Below are 19758 nucleotides of genomic sequence, written 5' to 3' on the forward strand. Positions count from 1 at the left end.
TATGAAAACGATACGTAACCTCATCGCCCTGCTCTGCGGCGGAATGCTGCTGCTTTCGTGTGGCAGCAGCCGATATGTAGTAGAGAAGAATCCCGCCCGGCACAACCCCGTCGACGAAATCGCCTGGTTGAAGGAGCAGAAAAAGAGTCTCTCGCAAACCGAGTGCCGCATCACGCTCTATGAAAAAGCAGGCGAACTCTACTACGCCATCTACATGCCTACACCTGGAGCATTTGACAAGAATATCACCACCGTCTATGACAGCCAGGGTGAGATATGTCTCAAATACGGGGGCCTCATGCCTCCGGCCCGTCGCAAAGCGGTCGAACAGTTTTTCGAGGGGGCAACCGACAAGGGTATCATCTGGGAATGCCGGTTGCGTGAGACGGAGAAATCACAACCTCAACCCTGAAACCGATACGATTTTTACACATTATACACAATAACCACACATGGCAGAGGCTCGGGAGGGTCGCTGCCATTTTCTTTTCGGTCTCTCGGCGTACCTGACACAATATACCAAAGACACCCCCAGCTTCCACAGGATAGCGGGGAAACGGATTATCATGAATCTTCGGGGAGGGACAACAAGAGTGGGCGATTACTCCAACGAAAAATTATCGGCATCTTTCCACACCGGGAATTTCTCTCTGAAACGGCGTACCTTCGACAGGTCCAGCTCGACCTCGACCACCTGCTCGGTAAAGGGTTCGGCCTCAGCCAAGATTTCGCCCTTTACCCCCACGGCCATCGTGTCGCCCCGATAAACCATTGAGGTGGAATCTTTCCCGGTACGGTTCACCCCACACACATAAGCCGCATTCTCGATAGCTCGGGCTATGAGCAGGCTGCGCCACGCATAGCCCCGCGACTGGGGCCAGTTGGCCACGACCAGCAACAGGTCGTACTCGTTGTTCACGTTGCGGCACCACACCGGGAAACGCAGGTCGTAGCACACCTGCAAGGCGATGTTCCACCCCCGGTAATTGACTACCAAGTGACGGTTACCCGCCGTGAAATGGCGCCCCTCCTCGCCCATGCGGAAGAGGTGACGCTTGTCGTAGTAATGCGCTTCGCCATCGGGTGTGACGATAAACCCTCGGTTGTAACACCGCTCACCCTCCCGGGCCATGAAGCTACCCGCCAAGGCCATGCGATACTGCCGGGCCCACACGACAAGAGCCTCGACCGTAGGCCCCGATACCGGCTCGGACAACTCTTCGGCCCGCATCGAGAATCCGGTTGTAAACATCTCGGGGAGCACTGCCAGGTCGCAACGGCCCGAAAGCCGCTCCAACACTTGGGCACAACGCTCCCGGTTACGCGACTTGTCTTCCCACACGATATCGGTCTGCACCAGTGCGACCCTCAGCAAATCGTCCATCTCGCTCAATTTTACATACTGAAAAAGCCGAACGGGTTGTACCCCGTTCGGCTCACAAAAAGAACAGTTATAATCCGGTTACAAAATTCTCGGGCCTGCGGGCATGAAAATCCTTGTAATAGGTCTTGATGGCCCGCATGTCGGCCTCGACATCGCCCGTAGGGGTAAAGGTACGCTCCATGCCAACCCGCTTCGCCCGATAGTCGATATAGGCCAGCACGATAGGGACATTCGCCCCCTGGGCTATGTAATAGAACCCCTTCTTCCAGTCGGGGTTGGCCCGGCGGGTAGCTTCGGGTGTAATTGCAATGGCAAAGCGATCGCGCGAGTTGAATATCTCTACCAACTGTGCCACCATATCGGTGCGCCGGTCGCGCGACACGGCCACCCCGCCCATCGAACGTAACAGCGCTCCCAGCGGCGGGAAGAACCACTCCTTCTTCATCATGAATCCCGCAAATCGGCCTACCGACAGATAGGCCAGTTTACCGATGAAGAAATCCCAGTTGCTGGTATGGGGAGCCACACAGATGACACACTTGGGATAATCGGGTATCGAAACCGTCACCCGCCACCCCATGACCTTCAACAGGAAGGAACTCAGGGCCCGTTTCATCGCAGTCATCAACCGTTAAGGGCGGCCAGATCTTCAAACACGCCGTCGATGGCCTTGTCGAAATCGGCACGCAGCTTTCTATAATAGGCTTTTACCTTCTTGGGCTCCTTGTCGCCGTTGGCACCCACACGGCACAGGAAATCGTCTTGGATACCGGCAATCTTGCCCACCAGTTCATCGAGTTTACCGGCATCGACCCCGGGCACGTAATATTTATTGAACAGGCACTCGGCCAGCAATTCGCCAGCGATGTAGTTAATCTCTTTTTTCAATGATCTTTTGTTAGCCATAGCTTATCGGTTTTTAAAGTTTCTACGAACAAAGATAGCAAAAGGTTAGAGCCAAAGCAAATGAAAACCGATTTTTCAATTTGATGATGCCGGACTGCATCTTGTTTTATGGAAAGACAATGACTAATGTCAATAAAGGCAAGCAGAAAAACTCGGTTTTCAGCATTTGGATTAGATATAACAACGCGGATCAAATTCTACTTTTTCAATAAAAAGAGTTTTTTATCTCTGCGGCCCACAAAATTGTCCACACAAGAATTTGCAAAAAATCTTTTTTCATGCTGTGTTACAAAATATTTTCTCTAAATTTGCACTCTCATTCCCAGGAACAAGCGGGAGTGATTTTACAAGAATGGAAAAACAACTCATACCTGATTATATTTTTGAAGTAAGTTGGGAGGTTTGCAACAAGGTAGGCGGCATATACACCGTGCTATCGACCAAAGCAAAGACTCTGCAAAAACAATATAAGGATAAAGTCATCTTTATAGGCCCCGATGTCTGGGGCGATAAACCCTCACCCTATTTCACCCGGTCCAAAACGCTTTTGAAGGAGTGGCAGCACGAGGCTTGCCTGCCTCAAAACATGAAAGTCAAGGTGGGACGCTGGAATGTACCGGGCCGCCCCATCGTGATATTGGTCGATTTCAAACCGCTCTATGCCTACAAGAACGACTTGTATGGCGAGATGTGGAACCGCTACGGGGTAAACTCGCTGCCGGCTTACGGCGACTATGACGAGTCGTGTGCCTTTGCCTACGCATCGGCCCTGGTCATCGAGAGTTTCTACAAATTCATTCACGGCGAGAAATACAAGGTAGTGGCCCACTTCGACGAGTGGATGACCGGCATGGGACTGCTGCACATCAAATATACGCTGCCTCAGGTGGCCACCCTGTTCACGACACACGCCACCTCGATAGGCCGGTCGATTGCCGGGAACGGGAAACCACTGTATGACTACCTGGCCGGGTATAATGGCGACCAGATGGCCGAAGAGCTGAACATCGTATCGAAACACTCGCTGGAAAAGACGGCGGCTATCGAGGCCGACTGCTTTACGACGGTGAGCAAAATCACGGCCAAAGAGTGCACGCAACTGCTCGACCGCAAGCCCGACGTGGTAACTCCCAATGGATTTGAACGGAATTTTGTCCCCTCGGGCGAGGCGTATGAGGAGCGCCGCAAGACGGCCCGCCAACGGCTCTTCGACATTACCGAAGCGCTCACGGGCGAACGGCCCAACAAAAACGCCTTCCTGGTTGCCACCTCGGGACGATATGAATACAAGAACAAGGGTATCGACCTCTTTGTCGATGCCATCAAGCGAGTAGCCAAAAGTCTCGACAGGGGTCGGGAAATCGTGGCCTTCGTATTGGTACCCGCCTGGGTCGATGCTCCCCGCACCGACTTGCAGGAACGATTGAAACAACCGGCTCATGCGACAACACCCCTGCCCGAGCCGTTTATCACCCACACACTCCACAACTTCGACCAGGACAATGTGGTGAATCAGATACACTATCTGCAACTCGACAACCAACCCGGGAGTCAGGTAAAAATTGTATTCATTCCCTCGTATCTCACGGGCGACGACGGTATCGTAAACCTGTCGTACTACGACCTGCTCATCGGTCTCGACGCCACCGCCTTCCCCTCATATTACGAACCATGGGGCTACACTCCGCTCGAAAGCATTGCCTTCGGGGTACCCACCATCACCACCGACCTCTCGGGATTCGGCCAATGGATAAACTCCCGTCAGGAGCAAGGTATGAGAAAATCGGGTGTGAAGGTGCTGCATCGCAGCGACTTTAACTTTGTGGAGGTATCGGAAGAGTTGGCCGACACCATTCTCGCCCTGAGTCACTGTGGCAAAGCTCAACGCGAAAAAATAGCACAAGCCGCCACTGCCGTTTCGCTCGAAGCCGAATGGAAAAACTTCATCGAATATTACTCGCAGGCCTTCCATCTGGCACTGGAAAAGGCCTCGCAACGTAAACCCAAAGAAAACAACGACTTGGAATACTAATTCAGACAAGACTTAATAATAAATTCAATATTCTATTATGAAAGTACAAGTAAGCAACACAAACACTCCTAACTGGCGTGATATTACTGTTAAATCGCAAGTTCCGGCAGAGTTGAGCTGTCTGGCTGTCTTAGCAAAAAATCTATGGTGGTCATGGAACAGTGAGGCCAAAAACTTGTTTAAATCGATAGATAAGGATTTGTGGAAAGCGGTTCACGAGAACCCCGTTCTATTCCTGCAACGCATCGGGTATGAAAGACTCGAAGAAATAACGAAAGACAAACAACTCATGCACGACATCAACGAGGTGTATGAGCATTTCGAGAAATATATCAACGTCGAAAAACGCAAAGACGTGCCCTCTATCTCCTATTTCAGCATGGAGTATGGGTTGAGCCATGTATTGAAAATCTATTCGGGCGGTCTCGGTATTCTGGCCGGTGACTACCTGAAAGAGGCCAGCGACAGCAACGTCGACATGACGGCTGTCGGGTTCCTCTACCGCTATGGCTACTTCACCCAGACACTGTCGATGGACGGCCAACAGATTGCCAACTACGAGGCTCAGAACTTCAATCAACTGCCCATCGAGCAGATGACCGAGAAAGACGGTCGCCCCATGGTACTCGAAGTTCCCTACCCCGGTCGCATCGTCTACGCACACATCTGGCGTGTCAACGTGGGTCGTATCAAACTCTATCTGCTCGATACCGACCTCGACTCGAACAGCGAGTGGGACCGCTCCATCACCTACCAGCTCTACGGCGGTGACTGGGAAAACCGTATGAAACAAGAGTACCTGCTGGGCATCGGCGGTATCCTGATGCTGAACAAATTGGGCATCAAGACCGACCTCTACCACTGCAACGAGGGTCACGCGGCCCTGTTGAACGTTCAACGGCTGGTCGACTATGTACAAAATGATCATCTGAAGTTCAGCGAGGCCCTCGAAGTGGTTCGCGCCTCGTCGCTCTACACCGTACACACTCCCGTGCCGGCCGGACACGACTACTTCGACGAATCGCTCTTCGGCAAATACATGGGTGAGTTCCCGGCCAAATTGGGCATCGAATGGAAAGACCTGATGAACATGGGTCGCGAAAACCCCGATACCAACGAGAAGTTCTCGATGAGTGTATTTGCCTGCAACTCCTGCCAGGAGGTGAACGGCGTAAGCTGGCTGCACGGCAAGGTGTCGCAAAAGATGTTCCAACCCATCTGGAAAGGATACAGCCCCGACGAACTGCACGTGGGTTATGTGACCAACGGCGTGCACATGCCCACCTGGGCCGCATCGGAGTGGAAAGAGTTCTATGTCAAGACCTTCGGTCCCGATTTTATGGACCATCAGTCCGACCCCAAAATGTGGGAAAAGATTTACGACGTAGACGACGAGATTATCTGGAATATCCGCCAGACGTTGAAAAACAAATTTGTGAAATTCGTTAAGGACGACTTCCGTGAAACGTGGCTGAAAAACCAGGGCGACCCCTCGCGCATCGTATCGGTGCTCGAAAAGATCAATCCCAACGCCCTGCTCATCGGTTTCGCCCGTCGTTTCGCCACCTACAAACGGGCACACCTGCTCTTTACCGACCTCGACCGTCTCTCCAAGATTGTCAACAACCCCAACTACCCGGTACAGTTCATCTTCTCGGGTAAGGCTCACCCTGCCGACGGCGCCGGTCAAGGCTTGATTAAGCGGATTGTCGAAATCTCGCGCATGCCGCAGTTCCTCGGCAAGATCATTTTCCTCGAAAACTACGACATGAAGGTGGCCAAACGGCTCATCTCGGGTGTAGATATCTGGCTGAACACGCCTACCCGTCCGCTCGAAGCGTCGGGTACGTCGGGCGAAAAGGCCGAAATGAACGGTGTACTCAACTTCTCGGTACTCGACGGCTGGTGGTACGAAGGTTACAAAGAGGGTGCTGGCTGGGCCTTGACCGACAAACGTACGTTCCAAGACCAGAACCAGCAAGATCAACTCGATGCCGCAACCATCTACTCCATGCTCGAGAACCAAATCGTACCCCTCTACTTTGCCAAGAACAGCAAGGGCTACTCTCCCGAGTGGATTCAATACATCAAGAACTCGATTGCCAAAATTGCTCCCCACTTCACCATGGAGCGCATGTTGCACGACTACATCGACCGCTTCTATATGAAAGAGGGCAAACGTACCAAGCTGCTCAAAGCCGACCATTATGCCAAAGCCAAAGAGATTGCAGCCTGGAAAGAGGAGTTTGTATCGAAATGGAACGACATCGAAATCTGCTCGGTTTCGATTCCCGACGGCCTGCTCTACAATCCTCATGTAGGCGAAGAGTATGAAATGACCGTGGTTATCGACAACAAGGGCTTGGGCAACTGCCTGGGCGTAGAGCTCGTTATCGCCAACGTAGAAGAGGGTAACACCGAACCCTACAAGACGATTGAAATGAAACCGGTACAGACCGACGGCACCAAGGTAACCTACAAGTTGCGTTACCTGCTCAACGACTCGGGCGTATTCCGCTATTCATTCCGTATGTTCCCCCAGAACCCCGATCTGCCTCACCGTCAGGATTTGGCCTACGTTCGCTGGTTCTAATCGGGACTGTCATTCCAAGAAATATGAAGAGGAGGAAAAGGGCAAGCGAGGTTACTCGATTTGCCCCTCTTCCCTCACATGAAAGCTATCTATCAGGCGCCAAGTTCTCTATTAGGGAACCTTGGCGCTTTTATTGTTAAAACACGTTAAGTTTTCCACCAAGGCAAACATTCCTCCACGACACGTGTTTTACCCCTAAACTACTACTCTGTATATCAGATGATCCGGTGCAGGCCCAACGACATCTTCGGGCTCTGTACCGAGTCATCTTTTCACCCCTGTCCTTCCCGAAAATCGAGCGAATTTCGTATCTTTGTCCCCAAAGCAAATATTCCCCGAATGAGCGAACAATCTTCACTATTAGAAAAACTGGAAGGACTGCTTATCCGATTTGAAGAAATAGGAACCTTGATTACCGACCCCGCCGTCATAAGCGACATGAAACGGTATGTCAAGCTGACTAAAGAGTATCGAGAACTCGAAAAAATATCGGAAGCGGCCAAACGATACAAACAACTGCTGAACGGAATCGACGAATCGCGCCGGTTGCTCGAAACCGAGAACGACCCCGAAATGCGCGAAATGGCCAAAGAGGAGCTCGAATCGTGTTCGGCCCAGCTGCCCCAACTCGAAGAGGAGATAAAACTGCTGCTCGTACCGGCCGACCCCGAAGACAGCAAAAACGCCATTGTCGAGATACGGGGCGGAACAGGTGGCGACGAGGCTGCCATCTTTGCCGGCGACCTCTTCCGCATGTATACCAAATATTGTGAAACCAAGGGGTGGAAAACCGAGGTGAGCAGTTACAGCGAAGGGGCCTCGGGCGGATACAAGGAGATTATCTTCACCGTAACGGGCGACAACGTGTACGGCACACTCAAATACGAGTCGGGCGTACACCGCGTGCAGCGGGTGCCTGCCACCGAGACCCAGGGTCGCGTACACACCTCGGCCGCCACGGTAGCCGTGCTGCCCGAAGCCGAAGAGTTCGACGTGGAAATCAACGAGGGCGAAATCAAGTGGGATACCTTCCGGTCGAGCGGGGCCGGCGGCCAGAACGTAAACAAGGTAGAATCGGGCGTGCGGCTGCGCTACAACTGGAAAAATCCCATCACCGGCGAGACGGAAGAGATTCTCATCGAGTGTACCGAGACCCGCGACCAACCCAAGAACAAGGAGCGTGCCCTCTCGCGTTTGCGCTCGTTCATCTACGACAAGGAGCACCAGAAATACATCGACGACATTGCCAGCCGGCGCAAGACCATGGTATCGACCGGCGACCGGTCGGCCAAGATACGCACCTACAACTACCCGCAGGGGCGCATCACCGACCACCGCATCAACTATACCATCTACAACCTGGCTGCCTTCATGGACGGCGACATACAGGACTGTATCGACCACCTCATCGTGGCCGAGAATGCCGAGCGGCTCAAAGAGAGTGAACTATAATCCCCATATATCATGAACAAGAAACAGCTATTTGAAAATATCAAGCGGAAGAAATCGTTCCTCTGCGTAGGGCTCGATACCGACATCAAGAAGATTCCCGAGCATCTGAAATCGGCCGACGATCCCATCTTTGCCTTCAACCAGGCAATTATCGACGCTACGGCCGACCTCTGCGTGGCCTACAAGCCCAACCTGGCCTTCTACGAGAGTCTGGGAGTAATGGGCTGGACCGCCTTTGAGAAGACCGTCAGCTATCTGCGCGAGAATTACCCCGACCAGTTTATCATCGCCGATGCCAAGCGGGGCGACATAGGCAACACCTCGGAACTCTATGCCCGCAGCTTCTTCTGCCACCTCGACCTCGATGCCGTGACCGTGGCCCCCTACATGGGCGAGGACAGCGTGAAACCCTTCCTGGGCTACCCCGACAAGTGGGTCATTCTGCTCGGCCTCACCTCCAACAAAGGGTCGCACGATTTCCAGCTGACCACCGATGCCAACGGCGAACGCCTCTTCGAGAAGGTGATGCGCGTGGCTCAAACCTGGGCAACCGACGAGCAACTGATGTTTGTCGTAGGAGCCACCCAGGGCAAACTGTTTGAAGACGTGCGCCGCATCGCCCCGAACAACTTCCTGCTGGTGCCCGGCGTTGGCGCCCAGGGCGGCAGCCTCGAAGAGGTAGCCACCTACGGAATGAACAGCGAGTGCGGCCTGCTTGTTAACTCTTCGCGCAAAATCATCTACGCCGCGGCCGACGAAACGTTTGCCCAGGCCGCCCGTGAGGAGGCCTTGAAAGTGCAGTACGAGATGGAACACCTGCTGCACAAGAAAGGATTACTCTGATTTTTAGAGAAAATAGCATTTAATAGTAAAAAGATAATCGATTTTTACCTAAATTTGCCAAACAGAAACGAGTTACATACTAAATATTAAACGATATGCAAACAATTGACAATTACAATTTTGCCGGCAAAAAGGCATTTGTACGCGTAGATTTTAATGTTCCCCTCGACGAGAACTTTAACATCACCGACGACACTCGTATGGTAAAAGCATTGCCTACGTTGAAGAAGATCCTGGCCGATGGCGGTAGCCTCATTATCGGTTCGCACCTGGGCCGCCCCAAAAAAGGTCCCGAAGATAAATTCTCGTTGCGTCACATCGTAGCTCACCTGAGCGAACTGCTGGGCACCGAAGTAAAATTTGTCGATGACTGCGTAGGCGACAAGGTAAAAGCTGCTGCCGCTGCCCTGAAACCGGGCGAAGTGCTGCTGCTCGAGAACCTCCGCTTCCACGCCGAAGAAGAGGGTAAACCCAGAGGCTTGGCCGAAGATGCCAGCGACGAGGAAAAAGCTGCTGCCAAGAAAGCCATTAAAGCCAGCCAGAAAGAGTTTACCAAAGAACTCGCCAGCCTGGCCGATGTATATGTAAACGACGCCTTCGGTACGGCTCACCGTGCCCACGCCTCCACGGCTTTGATGGCCGAATACTTTACCCCCGAGAACAAAATGTTCGGTTACCTCATGGGTAAAGAGGTAGCTGCCGTAAACAAAGTGATGAAAGAGATGGTTCGTCCCTTCACCGCTATTATGGGTGGCTCGAAAGTTTCGTCGAAAATCGACATCATCGAGAATCTGTTGACCAAAGTCGACAACCTCATCATTGCCGGTGGTATGACCTACACCTTTACCAAAGCTCTGGGTGGCAAAATCGGTAACTCGATCTGCGAAGACGACAAACTCGACCTGGCACTCGAACTGATTGAAAAAGCCAAAGCCAACCACGTGAACCTCGTACTGGCCGTCGATGCCAAAATTGCCGACGACTTCTCGAACGACGCTCACACCGACTTCTGCGATGTAGACAAAATTCCCGACGGTTGGGAAGGTATGGACATCGGTCCCAAATCGGAAGCTCTGTTTGCCGACGTTATCAAAAAATCGAAGACTATCCTGTGGAACGGCCCGACAGGCGTATTCGAATTCGACAACTTTACATCGGGTTCGCGCGCTGTTGCCGAGGCTATCGTAGAGGCTACCAAGAACGGTGCATTCTCGCTCGTAGGTGGTGGTGACTCGGTAGCTTGTGTCAACAAGTTCGGCTTGGCCGACCAGGTATCCTACGTTTCGACGGGCGGTGGTGCCTTGCTCGAAGCTATCGAAGGTAAAGTATTGCCCGGTATCGCCGCTATCCAAGGCTAATACCCCGACGATATAAATCACATACAGAGAGGGCCCGAAAGAAATCTTCCGGGCCCTCTTATTTTCACCTGCCCTACCGCCAGCAAGAACAAGGATTGGGGTACAAGATTCGAAGATTTGTCTACAAAAAGGGTACATGGCTCATTATACTTTTGTATCGAGAAAAAAGAGATACCTCAACGTATATCACTAAGATTAAGACGCATGAAGACAAAGTTTTTTATTTTCCACCTGTTTCTAACCCTTTTTACAATGAATACGATTCAAGCACAAGAGAACGACAAGACGTTTGCCCCGAGCGACCGGGTTACCGTCGAACGGGTACATTTCAAAAATCGGTTTGGCATTACCCTGGCCGCCGACATGTATAAACCCAAAAACGCAGAGGGAAAGCTGCCGGCCATTGCCATTTCGGGTCCCTTCGGCGCCGTCAAGGAGCAGGCATCGGGCCTCTATGCCCAGGCCCTGGCCGAACGCGGATTCCTCACCATTGCCTTCGACCCCTCCTACACGGGCGAAAGTAGTGGCGAACCCCGGTACGTGGCTTCGCCCGACATCAATACCGAGGACTTCTGCGCGGCCGTCGACTTTCTGTCGATACGCGACGACGTGGACCCCGAACGCATCGGTATCCTGGGCATCTGCGGCTGGGGCGGTATGGCTCTGAATGCAGCGGCCATCGATACCCGCATCAAGGCTACGGTAACTTCGACCATGTATGACATGAGCCGGGTGAGCGCCAACGGTTATTTCGACTCGATGGATGCCGACCAGCGTTATGCCCTGCGCCAAAAGCTCAATGCCCAGCGCACCATTGATGCCCGCAACGGCTCCTATGCGTTGGCCGGTGGTGTGGTAGACCCGCTGCCCGCCGATGCTCCGCAATTTGTCAAGGATTACTATGCCTACTACAAGACGCCGCGGGGTTATCACAAATGCTCGCTCAACTCCAACGGCGGCTGGAACGTGACCTCGGCCCTCTCGTTCATCAACACGCCTCTGCTCACTTACAGCAACGAGATACGCAGCGCCGTGCTCATGATTCACGGCGAGAAGGCCCACTCACGCTATTTCAGCGAAGATGCGTTCAAGAAACTCACCGGCGACAACAAGGAGCTGATGATTATCCCCGGCGCTTCGCATGTCGACCTCTACGACCGTGTCGACATCATTCCGTTTGACAAAATCGAATCGTTCTTCCGTGAATACTTAAAATAAGGTACAATCATGACACTTCAAGAATTTCTGCAACATACAGCCGAACGCAAACCGCTTCGAGGAGCCGAAATCGGACAGTTCATGAACGAGATGAGCGACGAGGCCCGGCGCATCACCTGCCAAATGAACAACGCCTATCATACCCCCGACGAGATTCGCGAACTGCTTGCCCGACTTACCGGACAGCCCGTACCCGATACGGTGCGGGTATTTCCTCCACTCTATGCCGACTTCGGCAAGAACATACACTTGGGTGAGAATGTCTTTATCAACGACTGTTGCCACTTTCAGGACCATGGTGGCATCACTCTCGGCGACGGCTGCCAGATCGGACACGGCGTGGTATTTGCCACCCTCAACCACGGCCTTGCCCCCGAGGACCGACAGACTACCTACCCGGCCCCTATCGTACTGGGACGCAACGTGTGGGTAGGAGCCAACGCTACCATTCTGCAAGGGGTAACCATCGGCGACAACGCCGTAGTGGCTGCGGGTGCCGTGGTGACCAAAGATGTGGCTACCAATACGGTAGTCGGTGGTGTTCCGGCCCGGTTGATTCACGTGATTGAAACCAAACCAGAGACCAAATAACAATTCATGATGAAACCGCTGATTGCAACCGCCCTTGCCATACTTTTTGCCATGAGCTCGGGCTGGGCCTTCACCGCTTGCGACCGTAACGACGAACCTACGTCCGTATCGAGCAACTCCGGGAATACTCCTGATGACAATGATAATGATAATGACAACCCCGAAACACCCGACGCCATGACACTGAATATGACAATAGGTAACTCTACGTTTACCATTACTCTGGCCGACAATACTACGGCCCTGGCCTTTGCCGACCTGCTGCCGCTGCGCCTGAACATGAGCGAACTGAACGGCAACGAAAAGTATATCTATCTCGACCAAAGTTTGCCCTCTCAGCCCACATCGCCGGGCACCATACAGACGGGTGACCTGATGCTCTACGGCTCGACGTGCATCGTGCTGTTCTACGAGAGCTTCTCCACCTCCTACCGCTACACCCGTATCGGACGCGTAGACAATCCGGCTGGACTGGCTGCCGCCGTAGGTTCGGGCTCCGTAACGGTATCGTTTGAACGCTGACCCCGGGTTTCACCTCTACAAAAGAAGAGCGTTCGGTCAGGAGCAAGACTCCGGCCGAACGCTCTTCTTATTTCGTAAAGACAAGATGTAATCTACATCTGTTGCTGCAAAGTTTTATCAACCGCCTTGCGGTCAAGCAACTGCTTCCGATAATCCTTCAACATGGCCACATCGGTATTTTCATGTCCGCCCTTCTCCTGAAACAAATCGAGCGACTTGTCTACCCATTCGATGGCCTTGTCATACTGATCGTGCAACTCGTTATAAACCGCCAGATTGGCAGCGGCCATAGCCCGATCGGTCTTGTTTTTCTGCTCCTCATAGACATATTCCCACAGATACGAAGCCTCGGTAAACCGTTGCTGTTGCCAATAGTCGTTCGCATCTTTCATGGCCGGATTGGTCGACGTGTACAGGTAACGCTCCACCTGATCTACATGCGGGACAAGCAAATCGCGCACCCGTTGGGAAACATGCTGCATGGCGGCTTGAACAAAACCGACGGTCGACGGTAAATACCCGTGAGCTTCGACGGGGGTATATCCAAAGGTCTGCCAATAGACGGTATCGACCACAAGTTCAGTGGTAGGATCGACCCGATCGGGCCAGTAAACCCGCAACCACAGCGTGGTAGCCACCGACAGATTGGTCACGAACAACGTTTCGCCATAATCGTCGTACAACGGCTGGTCCTCCATGGTCACGGCCATATTGGTCTTGTCGAGAGAGAGCACGGCCGTATGGGAGGCTCCTCCCCTGATGGTCTCTAATTGACGATCGTCCAACAACGGATAGAGGCTCTTGGGCAGCGTGATGGAATCGTCATAGAAAATGGTTATCTCGGGGAAATAATGGGCATTGTCCAACTCAACGGCGATATTCTCGGCCAACCGATAGGTGGTACTATCGTGCGGAACGACAAGCGTGAACTCTTTTGCCGAAATATCCTTATATCGATTACCCTCCTTCTCCTCGGGCTCAGCCGAATTATTGACCACCATTAACCTCGTGACAGTGGGTGGAAAAGTTACCTTGGCCGGCCTCCATACATCGAGCGAAAGAACCGATACCGACCGGCAACCCGTCAGCAACAACGCAGCGGCCACGATAAAAAACAGACTCTTTTTCATATTAAAACCTCCCTTTCATCACAGGTTTTCTCTACAAATGTAATCATAACAACAGCTTCTCGGGGCAAATCACCTGTATTTAAGCTATTTTAATGATTTGCGCATACGCTTCAACAGGGCCCTCATGCCGGGCGAACGGTCGGCATCGTTCATCTCCACGATTTGCCGCAGCATATCACCGGCCCACTCGACCTGACCGGAAAGATGATTCAGGATAGTGAGATACCACACCAACTCCGACACCTTGCCCCCTGGCTCTATACTCCATGCACAAAGGGTTTGTACCCACCTCTCGGCCTCTTCGTGAGCAGGGAGATATTCGCCCTGTTCAAGCATGCGGTACAGCAGATGGGCATATATGCGCCTTACGCCCCGATGCGTCACCTGGCTCCCATCGGACAAGAAGCGGCTCTTGTATTTCAAGAAGAGGGGCCGGTCCCGTTCATATACGATTTCCAGACAGCGTGCCGCCCGAAAGGCCTCGGCCCCACTACCCCGTACCCAGGACAGCAACTCGTCGAGACACGGGTAGCACCGCATTTGCTCGACCACCCATTCGGTCATGTATTCCTTTTTACAAGGCTTTGAAACAACCGCCAGCCAATCATTCGGTATCATTCACCCCACTCTTTTGACAAGTAAATGTAGCGATTCATTTTTGTTTTCACAACTGTGCTAACAAAAATTAGAATATCGATTTGCACCCTTCAAGAGAGAGATAAAAAGATAAAAAAAACGGAGTCGTTGAAAAACGACTCCGGACTGTTATGCAGGCTATTCAATCTTGTCATCTCACTACTACCCGAGTTACTTCCGTACCACAACGCACGATATAGATACCCGGTGCGGGAACCGACAGGAGCGCCCGTCCATTGACATCGGTAGTCACAACGGCTTGTCCCATAAGGTTGATTACCTCTACCGGCAGAGCCGATTCATTCTCGACCACGATACCACCTTCGGCGGCGTAAACCCGATGGTTTACTTCAAGTACATCACAGATACCCGACGGAGCATCTAACTTCACTTTCACCACATTGGAGTAGGCACTCTCCTCTCCCTCGGCCGTAACGGCCTTCACTTGATAGGTGTAGACATATCCCGGTTCAAGATCGGTGAACTGATGGGAGGTTGAGGTAATACCTGTCAAGGTCAAGGGCCACTCTCCGTCAACGGTTTCCGAACCCATTCCGTCCGATTGCACTTCGCCGCTATATACCACGATGTTGTCGATATAGGATCTCTTTCCACTGGTGGACACCACTTCAAGCACGATGCGACTGTTGGCCGTTCCGCCGGTAAAGGTCAACGTATAAGTATTCATCTCATCGACAGGCAACATATCGGTGGTTTGGGCGTTATCTTCGTCGTCTTCGAGATAGACCTTCATCACAGACTGCTCTTTTGAGTTATACCGCGAAGCATCGAAACAAACCGTAAATACACCACCGCACGACGAGAGGTCAAGTGCGGGTGTACACAAGGCCCCGCTATTAGCCGAGTTGCCCAGTTTTATCTTACCCACCTCGGGATAAACATATTTTCCACGCCAACCCGGTGTTTCGAAATATTGGTCGGCAATATCTTTCATCGACCCGATTCCGCCCACATTGGTCGTGCTTGCAGTCGAAATGTTGTTGAAACTTTCCGATAACAGGATATCCCCCCCGGCCGACGGATCTCTGCGTCCGACCTTCAACGTGTAGCTGGCAGCATTCTCAACAGGCGACCAACTGGCCGTAAAGCCGGTTGCCGAAACTTCGGTAGCCTCGTTGGCAACCGGGGCTATTATGGCGGGGGTTCCCCCCATGAAATCGAAAGTTATCACGCCATTATTGGCAGCAATATTGGTCACCGGTTTTCCCAACAGTTCACCCGTGTTGGTTCGTGCCGCAGGCCGACTGCTGTCGGTAAACGAGTTGTTACCCCCATAGGGATACAAATCGCCATACTCATTTCTTGAACTATACTGGTTATCGGCAGGCATGATGGTCATGCGCTGGCGAGTCGACTCATTGTTAACCGTATTTCTATCCCAAACCGACTGGTTGTAATCGACCTTCAATATCATCAATCCCGAGGAGGCCATATACTGGTCCCACCCCTTTTGCTGACGGTTTTCGAGGGTAAAATACTGATTCTTGTCGCTCGACACAATCTTGTAGGCCTTGTGACTGTCGGCCAGATTTTCAAGTGTAATCGATGCCGGCGATGTCAACTCTTCAATCGTGAGCCAACCGCAGAACTCGCGTTCATAAGCACTGTACCCTACGGGAACCGAACCATCGCTATACCCGTCGCCATTAGCATCGGGCCCATTGTAACACCCATAATCCATAAGGCTCCATGAACTCATTCCATAATTGGGATTATACGAACCGCTCGTATCATAGAAATCGGGCAATCCCAGCGTATGACTATACTCGTGACAGAATGAACCTATGCCATCGCGATAGGTTCCCCGATTGCCCAGCAACTCGGCCGAGCAGGCATAAGCATCAATGTACTTACCGTCGACAAGAACGGACCTCCTTGCTCCTTGATAAACATACCAGGCATGCGGCCACACGGTATCGTCGAGCGAACCTTGCGCATCGTTGGCCGATTCGCCATAACCGGCATAAATGACATAGACCAAATCGACAAAGCCATCATTGTTGCGATCGTACAGGGTGAAATCGACCATCGACTCGGCCTTCCGGCAGGCATCGATAATCATTTCCGACGCATTGGGGTCAGTGCTGCCATCACTGCCGTTACCGCCATAATAGGCCATCTTCTTATCGAGTGTTATGGGCCCTACTACATCGAAGATAGGTTGAAACGCACCACCCGACTGAGCGATAAAATAGTCTCGCGCACTGCCTATGGCTCCCTGATAATCATACCCCTCTTTATTCATCATCTCGTCGAAAGCATCACGACCGTTCGTGGCGGCAAATTTCGTGTCGCTGAACTCGACCAGAAGCACCAGGCCATGTACCTCTTCGCCGGTAGTCGCTTGTGTAACCCGGCGGGTAATGTGGCGCTGTGCCTGTTGTTTTTTCAGATTTCGATGAGCCACCAATTCTTGTGACACCCGGCGGGAGGCCAACTCACTGAGATAGGCCTTGTCCGAATCGCTCCGCAAACGGGCATCACGAGCGATAACCGAACCGGCAACAGCCGCTCCACTCGACGACAACTCGGCATACCGATAAAACCCATCGGCACACCGTACCACGGGAATGCCATCGGTTGTCACACGATAGTGATAAAACTCGTCACCAACCAACCGCACGGTAATTTCGGTCCCATCGGGCTGAACAACCGTCTGGGGGATAGACCTTGCCGGTATGGCAGAAAGCGAGGTTATTCCCAATAAGGCACTCGCGCACAAGGAGATAAATATCTTTTTCATACTAAGGAGGTTTAGAAAAGTGTAAATATACGAATTAAACGGGAATAACAAACTTTTCCCCTATCTATAATCTGAAAAAATTGTATTCCTACATCTCTATTCTCAATCTTCATGAAAGCAGAAACCGGGTAGATCCCTTTTCGAGATCCACCCGGTTTCGAGAGAATATCTTCCTGAAAACGGATTATTCGTCGAGAAGAATTTCAAGAATCTGGCAAGCGGCTTTGGCTACCGAGGTACCGGGACCGAATATGGCGGCCACACCGGCTTTGTAGAGGAAGTCATAGTCTTGCGGGGGAATTACACCACCGGCAATCACCACGATGTCTTCGCGGCCCAACTTCTTCAACTCCTCGATAACCTGCGGAATCAAGGTCTTGTGACCGGCAGCCAGCGAAGATACACCCAACACGTGCACGTCGTTTTCGACGGCTTGGCGGGCAGCCTCGGCCGGAGTCTGGAACAACGGGCCCATATCTACGTCGAAACCGCAGTCGGCATAACCCGTAGCCACTACTTTGGCACCCCGGTCGTGACCGTCCTGACCCATCTTGGCAATCATGATACGCGGTTGACGACCTTCTTTCTTGGCAAATTTCTCGCACAATTCCGTTGCCCGAACGAAATCGGCATCTTGTTTGGTTTCTGATGAATACACGCCTGATATAGTTCTGATTACTGCTTTATAACGTCCTACTACCTTTTCGCATGCATAAGAGATTTCGCCCAACGTAGCGCGTACCTTGGCGGCTTTGACGGCCAGGTCGAGCAGGTTGCCCTTCTTGGTCTCCACACACTCGGTGATGGCATCGAGGGCAGCCTTGACGGCATCGTTGTCGCGGTGCGATTTGAGGTACTGCAAGCGCTCGATTTGCTCTTTGCGCACAGCCGTGTTGTCGACTTCGAGGATATCGATGGGAGCCTCTTTTTCGAGACGGTATTTGTTCACGCCCACGATGGTCTGTTTGCCCGAGTCGATACGAGCCTGCGTGCGTGCGGCAGCCTCCTCGATACGCAACTTGGGCAGACCGGTTTCGATAGCCTTGGCCATACCGCCCAGTTTCTCGATTTCCTGGATATGCTCCCACGCTTTGTGTGCGAGTTCGTTGGTCAGAGCCTCTACATAGTACGAACCGGCCCACGGGTCAATCTCCTTGGTGATGTAGGTCTCTTCCTGAATGTAGATCTGAGTATTACGGGCGATACGTGCCGAGAAATCGGTAGGCAGTGCGATGGCCTCGTCGAGGGCGTTGGTGTGCAACGACTGGGTATGACCCAGAGCGGCCCCCATGGCTTCGATACAGGTACGACCCACATTGTTGAAGGGGTCTTGCTCGGTGAGTGACCAACCCGACGTTTGCGAGTGTGTGCGCAGAGCCAGCGATTTGGGATTCTTGGGGTTGAACTGTTTCACAATCTTGGCCCACAACATACGGGCGGCACGCATCTTGGCAATCTCCATGAAGAAGTTCATGCCGATGGCCCAGAAGAACGACAACCGCGGCGCGAACGAGTCGATGTCCATACCGGCATTGATACCGGCACGCAGGTATTCGAGACCGTCGGCCAAGGTGTAGGCCAACTCGATGTCGGCCGTGGCTCCGGCCTCCTGCATGTGATAACCCGAAATCGAAATCGAGTTGAACTTGGGCATATACTGCGAGGTAAACTCGAAGATGTCGGCGATGATTCGCATCGAGAATTCGGGCGGATAAATATAGGTGTTGCGCACCATGAACTCTTTGAGAATATCGTTCTGGATCGTACCGGCCATCTCTTCGAGTTTGGCACCCTGTTCCAGACCGGCGTTGATGTAGAATGCCAGGATAGGAAGCACGGCACCGTTCATGGTCATGGATACCGACATCTTGTTCAAGGGGATTCCGTCGAAGAGCACCTTCATGTCTTCGAGCGAGCAGATAGATACACCGGCTTTACCCACATCGCCTACCACACGCTCATGATCGGCATCGTAACCGCGGTGTGTGGGGAGGTCGAATGCAACCGACAGACCTTTCTGACCCGAGGCCAGGTTGCGACGATAGAATGCGTTGGATTCCTCGGCTGTGGAGAAACCGGCATACTGACGGATTGTCCAGGGGCGTATGGCATACATGCCGCTGTACGGGCCACGCAGGAAGGGAGGTATACCGGCTACGTAGTTGAGGTGTTCAAGACCTTCGAGGTCTTCTTTGGTATAAATGGGTTTAACGGGTATCTGTTCTGGCGTAATCCAGTTCTCACCCTCGCTGACCACTTTCCCTGCCGAGTGAGTGAAAGCGTCTTTTGTAATATCTATATTCTTAAAATTAGGTCTCATTGTTTTTTT

At 52.4% G+C, this 19758-nt stretch carries 16 protein-coding genes; 9 read left to right on the forward strand and 7 right to left on the reverse strand.

Annotation, left to right across the window (positions count from 1 at the left end; all coding sequences use genetic code 11):
- Position 1: 1 nt before the first annotated feature.
- Positions 2-412 (forward strand): hypothetical protein, encoded by a 411-nt coding sequence (locus BARVI_RS01820; RefSeq protein ID WP_025277586.1) that lies wholly within the window; start codon positions 2-4, stop codon positions 410-412.
- Between the two features lie 189 nt (positions 413-601).
- Here the strand turns inward: BARVI_RS01820 and BARVI_RS01825 are convergent, their stop codons facing one another.
- The 3 genes from BARVI_RS01825 to BARVI_RS01835 all read right to left on the reverse strand — a co-directional run bounded on the left by BARVI_RS01825 (position 602) and on the right by BARVI_RS01835 (position 2290).
- Complete coding sequence (locus tag BARVI_RS01825; RefSeq protein WP_025277587.1) at positions 602-1384, reverse strand: amidohydrolase; 783 nt, start codon at positions 1382-1384, stop codon at positions 602-604.
- 67 nt (positions 1385-1451) lie between these two features.
- Positions 1452-2000, reverse strand: a complete 549-nt coding sequence (locus tag BARVI_RS01830) for a lysophospholipid acyltransferase family protein (RefSeq protein WP_025277588.1) — start codon at positions 1998-2000, stop codon at positions 1452-1454.
- Positions 2001-2008: 8 nt separating this feature from the next.
- Positions 2009-2290: a hypothetical protein gene (locus tag BARVI_RS01835; RefSeq protein WP_025277589.1), complete on the reverse strand. Its 282-nt coding sequence runs from the start codon at positions 2288-2290 to the stop codon at positions 2009-2011.
- A 352-nt stretch (positions 2291-2642) separates the two neighbouring features.
- On the opposite strand from BARVI_RS01835, the gene BARVI_RS01840 reads away from it, so the two are divergent.
- From BARVI_RS01840 to BARVI_RS01875, 8 genes are all read left to right on the forward strand, one after another.
- Positions 2643-4322: a glycogen/starch synthase gene (locus tag BARVI_RS01840; protein ID WP_025277590.1), complete on the forward strand. Its 1680-nt coding sequence runs from the start codon at positions 2643-2645 to the stop codon at positions 4320-4322.
- 37 nt (positions 4323-4359) lie between these two features.
- Positions 4360-6915: an alpha-glucan family phosphorylase gene (gene glgP, locus BARVI_RS01845; protein ID WP_025277591.1), complete on the forward strand. Its 2556-nt coding sequence runs from the start codon at positions 4360-4362 to the stop codon at positions 6913-6915.
- Positions 6916-7254: 339 nt separating this feature from the next.
- The gene (gene prfA, locus BARVI_RS01850) at positions 7255-8367 is read left to right on the forward strand and encodes a peptide chain release factor 1 (protein WP_025277592.1); all 1113 of its coding nucleotides are present in this window, start codon (positions 7255-7257) and stop codon (positions 8365-8367) included.
- A 12-nt stretch (positions 8368-8379) separates the two neighbouring features.
- A complete protein-coding gene (pyrF, locus tag BARVI_RS01855; protein ID WP_025277593.1) occupies positions 8380-9210 on the forward strand; it encodes an orotidine-5'-phosphate decarboxylase in 831 nt (276 codons plus the stop codon).
- Positions 9211-9305: 95 nt separating this feature from the next.
- Entirely contained in the window at positions 9306-10568 is a 1263-nt protein-coding gene (locus BARVI_RS01860) for a phosphoglycerate kinase (protein WP_025277594.1), read from the forward strand.
- Between the two features lie 252 nt (positions 10569-10820).
- Positions 10821-11786: an alpha/beta hydrolase gene (locus BARVI_RS01865; protein WP_232213990.1), complete on the forward strand. Its 966-nt coding sequence runs from the start codon at positions 10821-10823 to the stop codon at positions 11784-11786.
- 9 nt (positions 11787-11795) lie between these two features.
- Positions 11796-12377, forward strand: coding sequence for a DapH/DapD/GlmU-related protein (locus tag BARVI_RS01870; protein WP_025277596.1), 582 nt, complete (start codon positions 11796-11798; stop codon positions 12375-12377).
- 6 nt (positions 12378-12383) lie between these two features.
- Complete coding sequence (locus tag BARVI_RS01875) at positions 12384-12899, forward strand: cyclophilin-like fold protein (protein WP_025277597.1); 516 nt, start codon at positions 12384-12386, stop codon at positions 12897-12899.
- A gap of 92 nt (positions 12900-12991) precedes the next feature.
- Here BARVI_RS01875 and BARVI_RS01880 read toward each other — a convergent pair whose 3' ends face one another.
- The 4 genes from BARVI_RS01880 to scpA form a co-directional block, all read right to left on the reverse strand.
- Positions 12992-14029, reverse strand: a complete 1038-nt coding sequence (locus tag BARVI_RS01880; RefSeq protein WP_025277598.1) for a DUF6340 family protein — start codon at positions 14027-14029, stop codon at positions 12992-12994.
- Positions 14030-14113: 84 nt separating this feature from the next.
- Complete coding sequence (locus tag BARVI_RS01885) at positions 14114-14647, reverse strand: hypothetical protein (protein ID WP_157232465.1); 534 nt, start codon at positions 14645-14647, stop codon at positions 14114-14116.
- A gap of 169 nt (positions 14648-14816) precedes the next feature.
- The gene (locus BARVI_RS01890; RefSeq protein WP_084546954.1) at positions 14817-17429 is read right to left on the reverse strand and encodes a M6 family metalloprotease domain-containing protein; all 2613 of its coding nucleotides are present in this window, start codon (positions 17427-17429) and stop codon (positions 14817-14819) included.
- A 184-nt stretch (positions 17430-17613) separates the two neighbouring features.
- Positions 17614-19749, reverse strand: a complete 2136-nt coding sequence (gene scpA / locus BARVI_RS01895) for a methylmalonyl-CoA mutase (protein ID WP_025277601.1) — start codon at positions 19747-19749, stop codon at positions 17614-17616.
- Positions 19750-19758: the final 9 nt, after the last annotated feature.

The organism is Barnesiella viscericola DSM 18177 (assembly GCF_000512915.1).
Lineage (GTDB): Bacteria > Bacteroidota > Bacteroidia > Bacteroidales > Barnesiellaceae > Barnesiella > Barnesiella viscericola.